The following is a 14,469-nucleotide window of genomic DNA, read 5'->3' on the forward strand; positions in this document are numbered from 1 at the left end:
CCCGAATGTTCCCGAGCTATCTTTGGCCGGTCAGCGCGCCGATTCCGCCGACGTCGGTGATCTGCCAGTTCTTATTGCTGTCCAGCGTGAGGCTGTATGTTGCCGTGGACATCAGCGGATCCGGGGCCTGCACCGTCTTGGTTTGAACGCTCACGAAACAGTCGACGACGTAGATACCCGCGGTGTTCGAACGAACCTTGGCGATCAGTGGTCGTGTGTTCGAGGTCCACTGCAACGGGACCAGGATCTGTTGCATCGAGTCGGCTGCCTTGCTTAATTTTTCGTTCAACTCGGGGGTGGTTCCAGCCACCAATTTGGCTTTCCATCCGTTGAGGTCCTGGAAATTCATCGACGCTGCGTTGACGGCGTAGTCGAGGGCCACCTTCTCGGCGTGCGCGTAGTTGTCCGCCCTGCGGGCCTGCGCGTCGAGTTCGCGCCGCGCGTCGATGTACAGCCAGACGAGCGTGGCGAGCGCGCCCACCAGCGCGGTAATCAGCGCGCCGGATAGCAGGCCGCGCGCGCTGACCGAGATCGACAGGCGCCGCTGTGCGCGTTCGCCGCGCCGTTTGCCTTTATCGGCGGCCGGCTCATCGGCCGGATCAGCACCGTCTTCATCGTCGGTGTCGTCGCTGGCATCGGTCGTTTCAGCGGCGGGAGCTTCGGGTTCGATCTTCTGCGGGTCGCCCTCATGGCCGGAATCCGGTTTCGCCACAGCATGATCCGTTGGCTCGGTGGTGGCCGACTTCAGTTTCACACCGTTGTTGTTGTTGTTATCGCTCATGGGTTGCCCCTCTCTTGTTCGCTCCGGATATGTCGCGCCCCGTTCCCATCAGCGGGCGCCCGGACTTCCGTGGGCACCGCCGGTCGGAGGTACACCGGCCGGGGGATTTTCGGGTGTGCGGGCATCGGGGATGGTGACGTGGAGCGTGACGGCGCCCTCTTCCGGCACCGAGGCCAATGCGTTGCGAAGTAACTGGGCGGTATCGAGATTCATCAAGGCCCCGGATATGTCGTTCAGGTAAGGCAGCATCGACTGCATGAGCACCTTGACATCTCCCCCGGAATGGTCGAGGAAATGCTCGAGCCGGCCGACCAGGTGCGAGAGGTTGTGCAACGTCTGCGGTGCTCCGCGGTCGTGCAGTACCACCGCCGCGTCGTTGAGTGCGGCGAAGTCGTGTCCCATTTTGGTGAGCCACGGTGTGTTGAAGGCGATTACCGGACCTACCCAGTGCGCGTTGCGCAATAGCACTTGGAAGTTGTCAAGCAGGTCGCGTCCCTTGCCATGCATGGTGGCCGCGGTGTTTCTGAGCAGCGTGGCCGTGCGCGACAAATTGGGCAGCACCGTGGTGGGACTAGGCAGGGCGGCATCGGTTTCGTCGACGATGCGTTCCAGCGCTGGGGGATCGAACTGGTTGAGTACCCGCACCACCGTCGTCGCCAGGTCGGAGATCGACGGGGGTTGAGTTATCGCGTCGGTGGCAAGCCGCTGGCCGTCCTGCAGCATCGGGCCGCCTTCGCTGCGCGGGACGAACTCGACATAGGCTTCACCAAGAGCGGATAGGTTTTCCAAGCGAATATCGCTGTCCACGGGAATTTTGTAGTGGCTGTCGATATAGAAATTGACCGTGGCACCCGCGAGCGACGTGGTGATGCCCGTGACCGCGCCGATCGGGACGCCCCGCAATTGCACACTCGACCCGACCACCAGGCCGCTGATGTCGTGGACGGCCATGGATACGCTCGTGCGCTGGGGCGGGGGTGTCAAACTCACGCCCATCGACCTGAAGTAGCCGAGAGCGAAGACGATCATGACGGCGAACGAGGCAAACGACAGGGCGCCTTTGACTTTCATGGCATCGCACCAAGGATCCGCAGGACGTCGTGCACGTTGCCGGACAGCTCTCGGCCGTCGGGCCCGACGATGGACGTGATGTTGATGGCCGGATACTTATCCTGCGGCAGGTAGTAATCCGTGAAGAGCTTTCGCCATTCGTGAACCTCGCTTTCGAACGCCCACTTGGATTTCTGGACCGCTCCGGCGGCGTCGGCCATCGAGTTCAGCAGCGGGACGATCCAAAACCCGCCCGAGTAGATGGTGCCCACGCTCGGGTATGCGGTGCCGGTGTATTGGTAGAGGTCATAGGCGTGCTTCCAACCGCTCATGCCTTGCGCGCTGAACCAGGTCTGCAGCATGGGCATCCGGTTATGCAGGACTTGGGCCGTCTGCGCCGTTCCGTTCAGCAAGAGGTCGACGTTGTCGATGTTGTTCGACAGGTCGGAGATGTCGGCGGCAAACTGCGAAGCGATCTTGCGGATGTCTGCCGGGGGCGGGGTTACCCGGTTGATGCCGATGATCGTGTTCTGGATGCGTTGCAGGGATCCGCTGCCCGCGAAATCAGCCAGATGAGCGATGGTGTCTTCAAGCTGCGGTGGAGATGCGGTGTGTGTCAAGGGGATCCGTGCGCCCGGCGCCAACGGGAGCGCGGTGGGGCCGCCGTCGGGCGGGCGGCTCAGCGCCACGTAGATGTCGCCCAGGACGGTGGCCTGCTGCAAGCTGGCGTGAATATTGGACGGCACCGACACGGCGGGGTCGATGCGCGTCGCGACGTCCACATGGTTCGCTGCCACGGCGACGCCGGTGACGATGCCCACGGTGATGCCGTCCAGCGTCACCTTCGCGCGGGCCGGCAGGTTCAGGACGTTGTCGAACTCCATCACCAGGGCGTAGCCGTCCTGGAATGACTTTCCCGGCGCCGGTAGGGCATTCACGTCGATCGACGCGCACGACGAGACCACGGCAACGGTGGCGATCGTGATCGCAAGGGATCTGGCGCGGCGCATCATCGCTTGGCCGCCTGGGCCAACACGTACTGCAGCAGCGCCACGTCCACCGCGTACGGCTTTCCCCCCACGTCCGTGCAACTACCGGGAGTCGCGGCGTTCAGCGTTGCGCATGTGATCAGCCCGTCGACCGGGGTGGCGATGCGATACAGCGGCGGCCGGTACCTGATGGTGAAGAACTGCTTGTCGTTGGCATGGCGTTCCAGCCAGTTGAGCAAGACGGGGTACGGCTTCATCAGACTGGCGAACAACGTGGCGTGCGCGCTGACTTTGCGAAGCGCCCATTCGGCGTCGTTGAGCACGGTCTGGATCTCGTCACCGAGTTCGACTTCGATGTCCGACGCCGCACCGACCAGCGGTATGACGCCTTGAAAGACCGGAGTGGCCAACGCCTTTTCGACATCTTCGGTGGTCTTGTAGGTCGTGAGCATGCTGTACTTCAGCGGCCCGCTGATTTCCCTGAGCGTCGACGTCAGCGTGACGAGGTTGGTGATGATGGACCGGATATCGGCGACCGCACGATCGGGGGCGTCCAGGACTGTCGACGAGGTGGTCAGCAGTTGACTTAGCCCCGGCCCGTTGCCGCGAAGCGCCTTGTCGAGGCCGGCGACGACGTCGCCGATGTTCGTCGAGCCCTCGGGGTTGATGGCGTTCAGGAAACTGGTCGCCGAACCGATGATGTCGGAGAGGCTTTTGGGCGTCACAGATCTCGACAGCGGAATGCAGTCCTTGCCCGACAATTGGCGACCGGACGTGTAGTTGCCGACGAGTTCCAATGCCCGATCCGCCAGCAGCGAGGGCGATCGGGTTACCGCTCTGACGTCGGCCGGCAGCGGACGGCGTTTGTCGACTTTGAAATCGACACGGACGTCACGCAGGGCCGGGGTGATGGCGCTGACTTCGCCGATCTTGTAGCCCATTTGGGTGACGGGGTTGCCGACATAGAGGCCGACGCTGTCGGGCATGATGGCGCAGTAGCCGACGTATTGCTCCTGCCGAAACGGCGTCCACGAGCCGCACACCAGCGCCACCGCGGCCGCGGAGATCAATACCGCGCCCGTTCGGAGCACGCGATGCGCGCGGGACGTCCTCGCTAACATGCCGCCCCCGGCATCGGTATGCACAGGTCGGTGGCCAACAGTTCCGGCCGGTCCTGCTGCACGTCGAGGATCCGCTCGAAGTGGTGCTGCAGATCCCGCAGGCCCCGCACGATCACGCCGTTGTGGTCGATCCAGATCCGGCCCTTGGCCAAGAAGTTGCGCACCTTCTCGAGGAACTGCGCTCGGTGCTTGTCATAAAACAGGCCGATCGGTTTGAGCGCGTCGATCGCGACGCCGATCCCCCACAGGGCGCCACCGAATCCCTTGCTGTAGAGCTCCAAGATGGACTGGATGATGGCGACCTTCTCGACCAGCGTTTTGAATTCTTGGCGGAACTCGCTCAGCCGCTGGATGTACTCGTCGCTGAGGTTCAGGATGGAGGTGATCTGACCGCGCTGCCGGTCGATCGTCGACATGATGGAATTACCGGCGTCAATTATTGCGGTCAACGCCTCCAAGTTGTCACCACGCAGGCCCGTTTGTAATTCATTGAGCGATTCGTTGACGGGCTTGGCGCTCAGGTTGTCGGAAACCTTCGTCACGTCGTTGAGCGTGCGAATCAGGCTGTAAGGCATGGTCACCCGTTCCAGCGGAATGGCGTCGGCGCCCAGCGGACGATCACCCAGGGAAATGAGGTTGACGTAGTAGCCACCAACGACGGTGAGCATCCGGACCTCGATCGCGGACTTGTTCCCGACAAACGCGCTGTCGTCGACGCGTGCCCGCACCCGCACGCGGTCAGCCTCCAGCGAGACATCTTTGACCTTGCCCACGGAGATGCCCGCGATCCGGACCTGGTCTCCCGGCACAACCGAAGCCGCGTCGTCGGTGTAGAAGGTAATGGTCTTCTGACCGGGCGGGCTGACATAGAGCAGGCCGGCCACGACCGCCACCACCGTCACCAGCGCCAGCGCGCCGGCGCCCCAAACCATCGGGTTGCGTAGCAGTTTCACCGGTTGCATAAGACCACCCGTTGCCCGTTGAGCAGGACATCCATCGTGGTGGGCAGCTGCGCGCGACCCCGAGCGCACGGCTGGGGCTCCCCCGCTTCGGCCGGCGGGGGGATGTTTTCCCACATGACCGGAATCAGTTTGAACGCGTCGAGGGTTCTGTCGACGTTGTTGAATGCCGTGTCCAGCGCCCTGTCGATGTCGTCGTCCGGCTTTAATCCGACATTGGTCAGCAGGCGCAGCAGGGGCTCGACGAAATCCGGTCCGTAGAGCTGGGATTTGCGGAATTCGTCCAACACCGTCAGCGCGCTGTCGATGGGGGTGTTCAGTCCGTTGATTATCTTGGTGAAGTCCTCCGCGTGCCCCGACATGACCTCGGAAACCTCGGAGAGGTTGCGCATCAATGTGGCCACGACCTGCTGGCGGTCCGCGAGAAACTGGGTGAGCTTGTGGATACTGTCCAGCACCGGGGCGAAGCCACTCCCATCGCCGGACAAGAAGTTGGCGGCGTTCGCGGCGAACGCGTTGAGTTGCTCTGGATTCAGCGTGGCGAGCACGGGTTGCAGGCCGTTGAAGAGTCGCGTGACGTCAAATGACGGCTGCGTCATCGCGGTCGGCACCGACGTCACCAGGCTGGCCGGTAGGTAGTCCTCGGAGGGGTTGAGCACATCGAGGTAGCGCGAACCGGTGAGCGTCTGGTACTTGACCCCGATCCGGGTGTTGGACACGACACCATATTTCTTGTTGAGCGTGAAGTCTACGGACGCAATGCTTTGTCCTTGCTGTCGCTGCAGCGCCGTGGCAAGCACCCGCCCTGCGAGGACTCCGCGAACACGCACGTCGGCTCCCTCGTGCAGGCCGGATATGTCGGTGAATTTCGCGTTGTACGACCGGGTTTGCATCTTGAGGGGTTGCGAGATGCCGCTTAGCAGCAGGACGAGGAGAACGACTGCGGCGGCAGCGCTGATTGTCAGTCGCAGCAATGCCGCCCTGGAGCTCATTGCGGGCCTCCCATCGCGGCGAGTGGAGCGGCCACACCGGGCAGGTTATCGAGGACAATCTTGACCTGGAGGGCGCGCTGGTCACCGTTACCGGCGAACAGCTTCTGCAGCCGGGTCCGCAGTTGCACAAGCGTGTTCGCGAAGTCGTCCGGTCTGACCAGGGCGGGCACCGGGTCGGTGAGGGCTTTGACGCCGTCGATCGCCGGCAGCAGGTCGTCGACGTAGTTGGACTCCAGCCGCCCGAAGCCGCCGAAGAGTTCGGTCGATCCGACGCGGTATGCCTCCTGCACGCCGTTGCGCCACTGTTCGTCGTTGTATCGACGCGGTACGGCCGTGAAGTCCTCGCCGGAACCAAGGAGCGCATCGGTGAACGTGGGAAATGCCACGCTGACCCCGGTCGTGGTTGCCAGCAGGCGCTCGGTGGATACGGTCTGGACATCGGCGACGGCATGCGTGGCGATGAGCACCGTTTCGAGGAGCGGGGTCAGCCCGTCGGTGTATTGCACGATGCGGTCGATGACCGATATCAGCCTCGGGGTCAGGGCGCTCACCGAAACCTGGCCGAGTCGGGACAAAACGGCCTGCAGCGTCGAGTTCTGGGGCACCGTCGTGATCTGCATGCCGTTGCGCAGTTGTTGCCCGCCCGAACCGGCGGCGAGGGTAATGCCGGTGACACCAAAGTAATTGATCGGCCGAAACTCGATTTTCATGGTGTCGGTCAGCCCGGCCACCGGGCCCTTCTGCAGGTCGCTCTGCAGCCGAACACCACCGCCGGGCAAGCTCGATATGGTCTTGACGACGCCCACCTGGACGCCATGCATGACTATCGCGGTGCCGTCACGCACGCCTTGGCCGACATAGGGAGTATCGATGGCGACCGAGATCCTTGCGGGCGTTTCGGACGCGGATGGGTGCCAGACGACGACGAAACCGACTGCAATGGCGGATAATACGACTACGATGCCGGCGATCGTCAACTTCCGATCCTGCGACTCCTGCGAGCCTCTGAGCAACATAAGCGCACCTAGCCCCGGAAGACGAACTGTGGTTGAAGGCCCCAGAGGGCGACGGTGAGCGTGAAATCCAGCACCATGATCGTGACCAGGCTTGCGCGTACGGCGCGGCCCGACGCCTTGCCGACACCGACCGGCCCGCCAGAGGTGAAATATCCGTAATAGCAATGGATCAAGGTCACCGCGATGCAAAAGACGGCGGCCTTAATCACCGAATACGCAAGATCCGTCGGTGTCAGGAACATCGCCAGATAGTGGCTATACGTGCCGGCGGGTTGGTTATAGAGCGCCGTGATGAACACGTTCTGCACCAGGAACGCGGCGACCAGGGTCAGCAGGTACCCCGGGATCACCACCAACAGGCCGCCGATGAGGCGAGTCCCGACCACGAATGGGATCGGCCGCAGGCCAAGCGCTTCCACGGCGTCGATCTCTTCGGAAATTCGCATTGCGCCGATTTCGGCGGTCATCCGACAGCCGGCCTGCGAGGTGAAGGCGATACCGGCGACGAGCGGACCGATCTCGCGGACGGTGCCGACGCCGCCGATGATGCCCGCCAACGCGCCGAATCCGATGAGGTCCAGAATTGCGAAGCCCTCGATCGCCACCGAGGCGCCGACGGCGATGCCGAGCAGGATCAGCACGCTGATGGTGCCGCCGTCGACGATGATGGAGCCGCGGCCCCAGGCGAGACTGTTCATCGCCTGCAAGGTTTGGCGATGGTATCGGCGAACCGTCAGCGGCAGGTACCACAGCGTCAGGCAGATGAAAAGCAACCACTGCCCGGCTTCCATGAGGGGGCGCTGGATGGGCCGCATCGATAGCAATCGTGCGGGGAGCAACGCTGATGGGGTGGCCATCAGGCGACCACCGTCGGGAAGAACATCACTTCGAGCTGAGTGATGGCGAGGTTCGCGATAACGATGCAGATGACGTTGAGCACGACCGAGGAGCTCACCGCGTCGGCGACACCGCGCGGTCCACGCGTCGCCTCCATGCCGCGGAGCGACGAAACTATGGCGACGATCGCGGCGAACACGACAGTCTTGGCCATGGCAAACCAGACATCCGTCTTTTGCGCGAATAGACCAAATGACTGCCAAAAGCTTCCGGGCGTCACGTCGCTAAGGGTGACCGCCAGGATGTAGGAGGCCGTCGTGCCCGACACCAGGATGACCACGATCAGGATCGGCGCGATTGCCACCAAGGCCAAGAAACGCGGGACCACCAGTCGGCGGACGGGGTTGATTCCCATCACCCGGAGTGCGTCGAGCTCCTCGCGAATCGCGCGCGCACCGAAGTCGGAGGCGATGGCAGAAGCCGCCGCGCCGCCCATCAACAATCCGGCGGTGATCGGTGCCCCCTGGCGAACGACGCCGGCGCCGCTCGCCGCGCCAAGAAGTGAGCTTGCGCCGACCTGATTGACCAGCCCCGAGGAGACGACCGACACCATCGCGCCGAACGGGATGGCCATGAGGACTGCCGGTATCGCCGTGACCGTGAGCAGCAACCATGCCTGCACCAAGAATTCGCCGGCGGGCAGCCTCAGGGTGATGGTGTCGAGGACCGAGTAGCGCAGCACGGCCACGCCCAGTGCCGCGCCGCGACCAATCGTGGCGAGCGACCGCGCGGGAATCGAGCGGACCCGGGATGTCGCTTTGCCGACCGAGGCAAAGCGCGCGGCCGTCGATCTTTGCGCCGTGCCCGCCGTCACCGCGTCCAAGACGTCGGCAGCCGACTGTTCCCGCGCCGGCCTGTCGCTGATGTCGGTCGCCATCACCGCTCCCCGGCCGGGGAACATTCCCAGCGCCCGTCCGGCGCTGGTGACCACCCGTCGGAAGCAACGAAAACCATTGCCGCAAGACATGTTTCATCTTGCCTTCCGGCAGGTGTGGTGGCCGCACTGCCATCCCGGGTGAAGATTTGCATGATCTAGGCGACCGCGGCGGCAAGACAAGCGAGCGCGGCCAACGCCACAGCCGTGCGCGCCAAATGAAAGCGGCGCCAAGTGACCCGCAACTGGTCGACCCCATCGGGGGCTTCACCCTCGGAAAGGCGGCGAAATTTCGAATTGATCGGCTCTGCGATAAGGATGGAGGCCACCATGATGACCCCGATCAGCCCCGTGCCGACCCAGGCGAGCGCCGCCGCACGTCCACTGCTGTTGAGTGCGAAAATCACCGCGCTCACCCCTGCGAGAGCGCCGAGGATCGGCATCATGGGATCGAGCCGATACAACGATCGGCGAAAGTCGACGACGTATTGATCCACGGGCATCCGCCGCCATAGGTTGAGTCGCTCGACGGCAACGATCAGGATCCCGCCGCCGAACAGCCCGGCGAACAAGGCCATCAGCCACGCGCTGGCATGCATGATCGTCATGACGTTGTGCTCCCGTCACCATCGGCAGGCGTCGTCGCCCGTAGCTTGGTTTCATATGGCGAAAGCGCCGCAACGTGTTTGCCATCTGCCGTGAACGTGACGATCTTGCGCCACAGCAACCGCACGCGATTGTCGTTCCACAGCGCCTCGACCGGGTCGATCCGAATGAAGGTCTGGTGGTGGGCGGTGCCCTTGTCGAAGGTGTCGTAAAGCGACAAGTCCTTCATCCATTCGAATTGTTCGCGGCTGACCTCGACCGCGCGTTGAATCTCCGCGGGATCGGTTACGAAGGTGGCGCGCCCCTCGACCTGAATGGCGCGCAGCTGTCCTCGGCCGTAAAACCCGTCGGGTGGAATCGCCGCGATCGTGTAGCTGACCTTGGGGTCGCGTGCGATCGCCTCGTGTTTGCGTGAATAGGTGAAGGTGTGCAAGTACACGATGAGGCCGTCGGACGCGAAGTGCATCATCGACACCGCGGGCCCGCCGTTCGGGCCGACGACCGCGAGCGACCCGAGTTCTTCGGTCCGCAGCAGCTCGGCTATGTCGTTTTCGACCTGCTCCAGGTCGGGTTCAGCGATCGGCATCCCGGCCGGCCTCCTTGTCGTGTGCTTTGAGCGTGGGAATCAGGGTGTTGTCGACGAAGTCGACCTGTAGCGCCTCATCGAAGCCGTCTGATTGCAGCAAGAAGCGCACCATCATCTGGCCGATCGAGATCTCGAACAACGCGGTGGCCAGCCGCGGATCATGTAGTTCGCCCCGGCCGATGGCGCGCTGAATGACGTCGCGGCAGTCACGACGACGGGGTTCGACCGCCGTGGCGCGGACCGCAGTCGCGATCGCCGGGTCTTTTTGCGCGGCGGCGAGCAGGCTGGCGAAGGCGCCGGGGTCCTCGATGCTCGCAACCTTCGCAAACAGCGCGGTAAGTGCCAGCAGGTCCTCTCGCAGGCTGGTGGCGCCGGCGGGCAGTTCCGGATGCCGCACGGACGCTGAGACCAGGGCCGCGCACACCAGCGCGGACTTGTCTGGCCAGCGCCGGTAGATCGTCGTCTTGCTCGATCGAGCCAGCGCGGCGACCGCATCGATGGTCAGCTGGTCGTATCCAACTTCCCCAAGCAACTGCAGCGTGGCGTCCAATATCGCCGCCGCTCGGCTGGCGCCTCGACTGTTTGCGGTCCGGTCGGAACCTGTGTCCTGGATCATAGCGTACGGTATCGTATCGATTAGTGGTCGTAAGCACAACCACTTTTCGAGTTGCTATAGCCAGAAAGAGTACGGATCCGTATTGCATCAAAGGTTCGAAGAACCCTCAATCGAGGGTGGCATTGTGCTGGGCAAGCGCTCTCAACGCACCCTCCGGATCTTGAACGGCGATGGCGTCAATCAGGCGCACATGCAGCCGGTAACGCTCGTGGAGCGACTCGGGCAACGGCTGTTCGGCGGCCGGCACGACCGCCAACGTATGGGCCTCGATGATGTCGAGCAGGCCGACGTAGATCGAGCTCAGCATGGCGTTGGGACTCAAGGCGGCGATACGCGCATGCAACGCGCAATTCGCGTGCAGAAAAGCGATGCCGTCCCCGCTCTGCGCGGCGGCGGCCATGTCAGCGAGTCGTTCGTGAAGCACCGCGATGTCCGCGGCATCGGCGTGCCATACCGCGTCCTCGATCAGCAGGGCATCGAGTGCGTTTCGGATACGCACGGCGTCGGCGACCGATGCGTCGTGGGAGTCCAACGCCAACATGACGTTGCCCAGCCGCACCATGGGCGCCGGCTCGCACGCGAACAGTCCTCCCCCGGGTCCGGGGCGAATAGCGACCAGACCTCGGGCTTGCAGCAGCCGGATCGCTTCATTGAGCGTCCCGACCGACACGCCGCATTGGACGCGCAGCTCCTCTTTGGTACCGAGGCGCCCGCCGGGCCCCACTGTTTTGATGCTCGCCGTGATTTTCTGCGCGGCGAGTTCCGAGCGGCTGGTGACCCGTTTTCTGCCGGTGACCTCGCGCCACTCGCTGCGTCGAAGCGCGGGCGCCTCGGCTTGGCCTTGCTCGCGCTCGCCAGCGCCCATGACCACCTCCGGAATTCAGCATGACGATTATGCCGAATTGTCTTGACATCGGGTGTGACCGTCCGCACACTAATTCATCATGATGAATACGGATTCTGCGCTGCGCGAGGTCGGCGTGAGGGGTGCCACTCGGTCGCAGGCACGGTCCGAAGGCGGTCCGCCTCGATGGATCGATGAAGACGACGTCGTCGGACTGGTGTCGTTGCCCGAGGCCATCGCCGCCATAAAGGGTGCGTACTTGCGCGCCGCGGCCGGCGAAGTCGTGGCGATGCCCAAGACGTTTGCCTCCTGGACCGGCGGGAGCATGCACGCCATCGGGGCGATCGCGGTAGCAAGCGGGCTGGCGGTTTCGAAGACCTGGGCACACACCCCGGGTGGGGCTACTCCCCTGCTGGCCGCGTGGGACGCGGGCACCGGCGAGTTGCTCGCGGTGATCCAGGCGTTCGCGCTGGGTCAATTGCGCACCAGCGCGATCACCGGGACGGCCACGTCGATCTTGGCCGCCGACCGCTGCGAGCGGCTCGCCGTAATCGGCTCGGGCAAGCAGGCCGAGGGGCAGATCGCGGCCGTCGCCGCGGTCCGCGAAATCCACGACATCGCCGTCTACAGCCCCACGGCCGAACACCGAACCTCTTTCGCGGCCAGGATCGCCGAGCGCTCCGGCATCACCGCGCGCGCGGCGGCATCGGTCGCGGAAGCGGTGGATCAGGCCGATGTCATCGTCACGGTGACGCGTGCGACGGAGCCATTCATCAGCCCGTGGATGCTCGCCGAGCGCGTCCACATCAACGCCGTCGGCGCCATCACGCCGGAACGCGCCGAGCTGGAGGCGGCGGTTGTGGCGCGGGCTCGACGGATCGTCGCCGACGACGTGGCGGCCGCGCGCCAACTCTCGCCACGCGAGCTGTCGGCAACGAACGCTGCCCATGTGGTGTCGCTCGGATCGGCGCTCGCCGCGGACGAGCGGCTCGATGGCGACGGCGTGACGATCTTCAAAGCACTTGGCACCGGCATTTCCGACCTCGCGGTGGCCGAGATGGTGCTAGAGCGAGCGCTCGCGGCCGGTGTCGGGCGGCCACTGACTGTTTCATCCCGGACCAAGCCCAAGTTGTGGAGTAACTAATGTCATTGTTCGTCGATGTAACCGATCGCGCCGCTCCGGCCTCGCTGGACTTCTGGGACCCCGTGCTCATCACGAGGGCTGAGATCGACGCGGAGGTTGACCGGCTCAGCCAGGCCCCGCGGCCGAAGAACGGGCGACGCGAGTCGCTGATCGTTCACCCGAAGGCGACGGCGCCGGGCAACGGTCTGGCGCCCGGGATCCGGGTGACGTTGTCGGTGCTGCTGCCCGGGGAAAGCACGGACCCGATTCGGCACAACGCGACGCAGGTCTCGTTCTGCATTGCCGGCGGCGGAACCGCCGTCGTGGGCGACAAGAAGTTCAGCTTCGGGCAGTTCGACGTGTGGAATCACCCGTCGTGGACCACGTATCGCCACATCAATGACACCGACGCCGCCCAGGTGCGGTTGAGCTACTCCAACGCGGCGCTGCTGGACCAACTCGGCGTGTACTTGGTGGAGGAGAATCCGTCGGATGAGCCCGCGGCCGCAGCGCGGGAAGCGGAGGAGTCCGGCGAGGGCAAAGAGAACCCGTTCGGCGTTTTCCAGCTGACCGACGAGGGCGCGTGGCTGATGCCCTATGAAAAGCTGATCGACCCACCCAACGTCGAAAGCCCCGCGCTGTACTGGCCGTGGCACCGCGTCAAAGACAACCTCGACAAGCTCACCGCCCTGGGACCCGAGTATCGGGGCCGTCGCCTTTATTTGCTGTACAACCCCGCAACCGGGCGCACCAACGGCACCACGCCCAACTTTTTCGCGACCATTACCGTGCGGCCGCCGAAGATCGTCGACCGCCCACACCGCCATGTGTCGGCCGCCATCAACTATTACTTCCACGGCCGCGGCCACAGCCTCGTCGCCGGCAAGCGCTATGACTGGGAAGCGGGCGACCTGATGTTGTCGGCGCCCGGCTGGGCCGTGCATCATCACGCCAGCGGTCCCGACGAACATGTGCACGAGCTCACGATCCAGGACCAGCCCTTCCACATCGCGCTCGAATCGCTTTTGTGGCAAGAGGATCTGAAGCGCCCCGCCCGAGTGCTGGGAGTCGAGTCGGGTTTCGTGACGAACCGGTCCGCGAAATGATCGCGCTGGCGCCCGACGAGTTGCGCGGTTCCTATCCGCCGCTTGTCACCCCGTTCGCCGATGGTCGCGTGGATCTCGAGACCTACGAGAAGTTGGTGGAGTTCCAGGTTCAGTCAGGCAGTCATGGGATCGTCGTGGCCGGCACCAGCGGTGAACCGGCGTTGTTGACGGTGGCCGAGCGAAAGGAATTGGCGGCCACGGCGATCGGCGCGGCAGCGGGGCGGTTACCGGTGATGGTTGCCACCGGGGCCCCGTCGTTGGCGGAGACCGTCGAGCTGACCCGACACGCCGAGGACATCGGCGCCGCCGCGGTGTTGGTGGTGACGCCGGCATTCACGCGTCCCCCGCAACGGGGTCTGATCGACTTCTATGAGGTCGTCTGCCGCAACACGAGCAAGCCCGTACTGCTGTATCACATACCCGTGCGTTCGGCCGTGTCGGTGACCGTCGACACCGTCGAGGCGATTGCCGAGCGGTGCGACAACTTCGTCGGCGCAAAACACGCGTCAACCGATCTGGCGTGGGTCACCGACGTTTTGCTGCGCGTAGGCCCGCAGTTCCGCATCTTTGTCGGGCTCGAGGAGGTCAGCCTGCCGATGCTCGCCGTCGGCGCCGCCGGCATGGTGAACGCGGTCGCCAACGTCTTCCCGGCGCCGATCGCCGCCCTCTATCAAGCCGTCCAAGACGAGAAGCTCGCCGAGGCACAGCGATTGCATCAAGCGCTGTGGCAGCTCAACCAATCGGTGTTCTTTGACACCAACCCGATTCCGGTGAAGTACATGATGCGCCAGCGCGGACTGATTCCCAGCAACGAAGAGCGTCTGCCCATGGCGCCCGCCACGCCCGAAGTCGAACGGCGCTGCGATGCGGTCCTGGCCGCTGCGGCCAACCTCTAGCACGGAAACGCCC

The 14,469-nt window shown here is 64.2% G+C and carries 16 protein-coding genes; 3 read left to right on the forward strand and 13 right to left on the reverse strand.

What is annotated here, in order from left to right; genetic code table 11:
* Positions 1-16 precede the first annotated feature (16 nt).
* The 13 genes from A9X00_RS28245 to A9X00_RS28305 all read right to left on the reverse strand — a co-directional run bounded on the left by A9X00_RS28245 (position 17) and on the right by A9X00_RS28305 (position 11,352).
* Positions 17-781, reverse strand: coding sequence for a hypothetical protein (locus A9X00_RS28245; protein ID WP_156772338.1), 765 nt, complete (start codon positions 779-781; stop codon positions 17-19).
* Positions 782-829: 48 nt separating this feature from the next.
* Entirely contained in the window at positions 830-1,852 is a 1,023-nt protein-coding gene (locus tag A9X00_RS28250) for an MlaD family protein (RefSeq protein WP_067161357.1), read from the reverse strand.
* A complete protein-coding gene (locus tag A9X00_RS28255) occupies positions 1,849-2,841 on the reverse strand; it encodes an MlaD family protein (RefSeq protein WP_197515297.1) in 993 nt (330 codons plus the stop codon). The genes A9X00_RS28250 and A9X00_RS28255 overlap by 4 nt, the downstream gene beginning before the upstream one ends.
* Positions 2,841-3,890: an MlaD family protein gene (locus tag A9X00_RS28260; RefSeq protein ID WP_232006976.1), complete on the reverse strand. Its 1,050-nt coding sequence runs from the start codon at positions 3,888-3,890 to the stop codon at positions 2,841-2,843. The genes A9X00_RS28255 and A9X00_RS28260 overlap by 1 nt, the downstream gene beginning before the upstream one ends.
* A 44-nt stretch (positions 3,891-3,934) precedes the next feature.
* A complete protein-coding gene (locus A9X00_RS28265; protein WP_197515298.1) occupies positions 3,935-4,903 on the reverse strand; it encodes an MlaD family protein in 969 nt (322 codons plus the stop codon).
* The gene (locus A9X00_RS28270; RefSeq protein WP_067161360.1) at positions 4,891-5,892 is read right to left on the reverse strand and encodes an MlaD family protein; all 1,002 of its coding nucleotides are present in this window, start codon (positions 5,890-5,892) and stop codon (positions 4,891-4,893) included. Before A9X00_RS28270 ends, A9X00_RS28265 begins: the two co-directional genes overlap by 13 nt.
* Positions 5,889-6,908, reverse strand: coding sequence for a hypothetical protein (locus tag A9X00_RS28275; protein ID WP_067161362.1), 1,020 nt, complete (start codon positions 6,906-6,908; stop codon positions 5,889-5,891). The genes A9X00_RS28270 and A9X00_RS28275 overlap by 4 nt, the downstream gene beginning before the upstream one ends.
* A gap of 8 nt (positions 6,909-6,916) precedes the next feature.
* A complete protein-coding gene (locus tag A9X00_RS28280) occupies positions 6,917-7,723 on the reverse strand; it encodes an ABC transporter permease (RefSeq protein ID WP_067161369.1) in 807 nt (268 codons plus the stop codon).
* 41 nt (positions 7,724-7,764) lie between these two features.
* Positions 7,765-8,682, reverse strand: a complete 918-nt coding sequence (locus A9X00_RS28285) for an ABC transporter permease (protein WP_232006977.1) — start codon at positions 8,680-8,682, stop codon at positions 7,765-7,767.
* Positions 8,683-8,837: 155 nt separating this feature from the next.
* A complete protein-coding gene (locus tag A9X00_RS28290; protein ID WP_067161372.1) occupies positions 8,838-9,287 on the reverse strand; it encodes an anthrone oxygenase family protein in 450 nt (149 codons plus the stop codon).
* Entirely contained in the window at positions 9,284-9,871 is a 588-nt protein-coding gene (locus A9X00_RS28295) for a pyridoxamine 5'-phosphate oxidase family protein (RefSeq protein WP_067161376.1), read from the reverse strand. Before A9X00_RS28295 ends, A9X00_RS28290 begins: the two co-directional genes overlap by 4 nt.
* Entirely contained in the window at positions 9,858-10,421 is a 564-nt protein-coding gene (locus A9X00_RS28300) for a TetR/AcrR family transcriptional regulator (RefSeq protein ID WP_197515299.1), read from the reverse strand. Before A9X00_RS28300 ends, A9X00_RS28295 begins: the two co-directional genes overlap by 14 nt.
* Positions 10,422-10,593: 172 nt before the next feature.
* Complete coding sequence (locus A9X00_RS28305) at positions 10,594-11,352, reverse strand: FadR/GntR family transcriptional regulator (protein ID WP_067161382.1); 759 nt, start codon at positions 11,350-11,352, stop codon at positions 10,594-10,596.
* A 79-nt stretch (positions 11,353-11,431) separates the two neighbouring features.
* On the opposite strand from A9X00_RS28305, the gene A9X00_RS28310 reads away from it, so the two are divergent.
* Genes A9X00_RS28310 through dapA form a run of 3 tightly spaced genes read left to right on the forward strand, consistent with a single transcriptional unit; the run spans position 11,432 to position 14,456 of the window.
* Positions 11,432-12,475: an ornithine cyclodeaminase family protein gene (locus A9X00_RS28310; RefSeq protein ID WP_082975580.1), complete on the forward strand. Its 1,044-nt coding sequence runs from the start codon at positions 11,432-11,434 to the stop codon at positions 12,473-12,475.
* The gene (locus tag A9X00_RS28315) at positions 12,475-13,560 is read left to right on the forward strand and encodes a cupin domain-containing protein (RefSeq protein WP_067161386.1); all 1,086 of its coding nucleotides are present in this window, start codon (positions 12,475-12,477) and stop codon (positions 13,558-13,560) included. Before A9X00_RS28310 ends, A9X00_RS28315 begins: the two co-directional genes overlap by 1 nt.
* Entirely contained in the window at positions 13,557-14,456 is a 900-nt protein-coding gene (gene dapA / locus A9X00_RS28320; RefSeq protein WP_067161388.1) for a 4-hydroxy-tetrahydrodipicolinate synthase, read from the forward strand. The genes A9X00_RS28315 and dapA overlap by 4 nt, the downstream gene beginning before the upstream one ends.
* Positions 14,457-14,469 lie beyond the last annotated feature (13 nt).

The organism is Mycobacterium sp. 1245805.9 (assembly GCF_001672915.1).
GTDB lineage: Bacteria > Actinomycetota > Actinomycetes > Mycobacteriales > Mycobacteriaceae > Mycobacterium.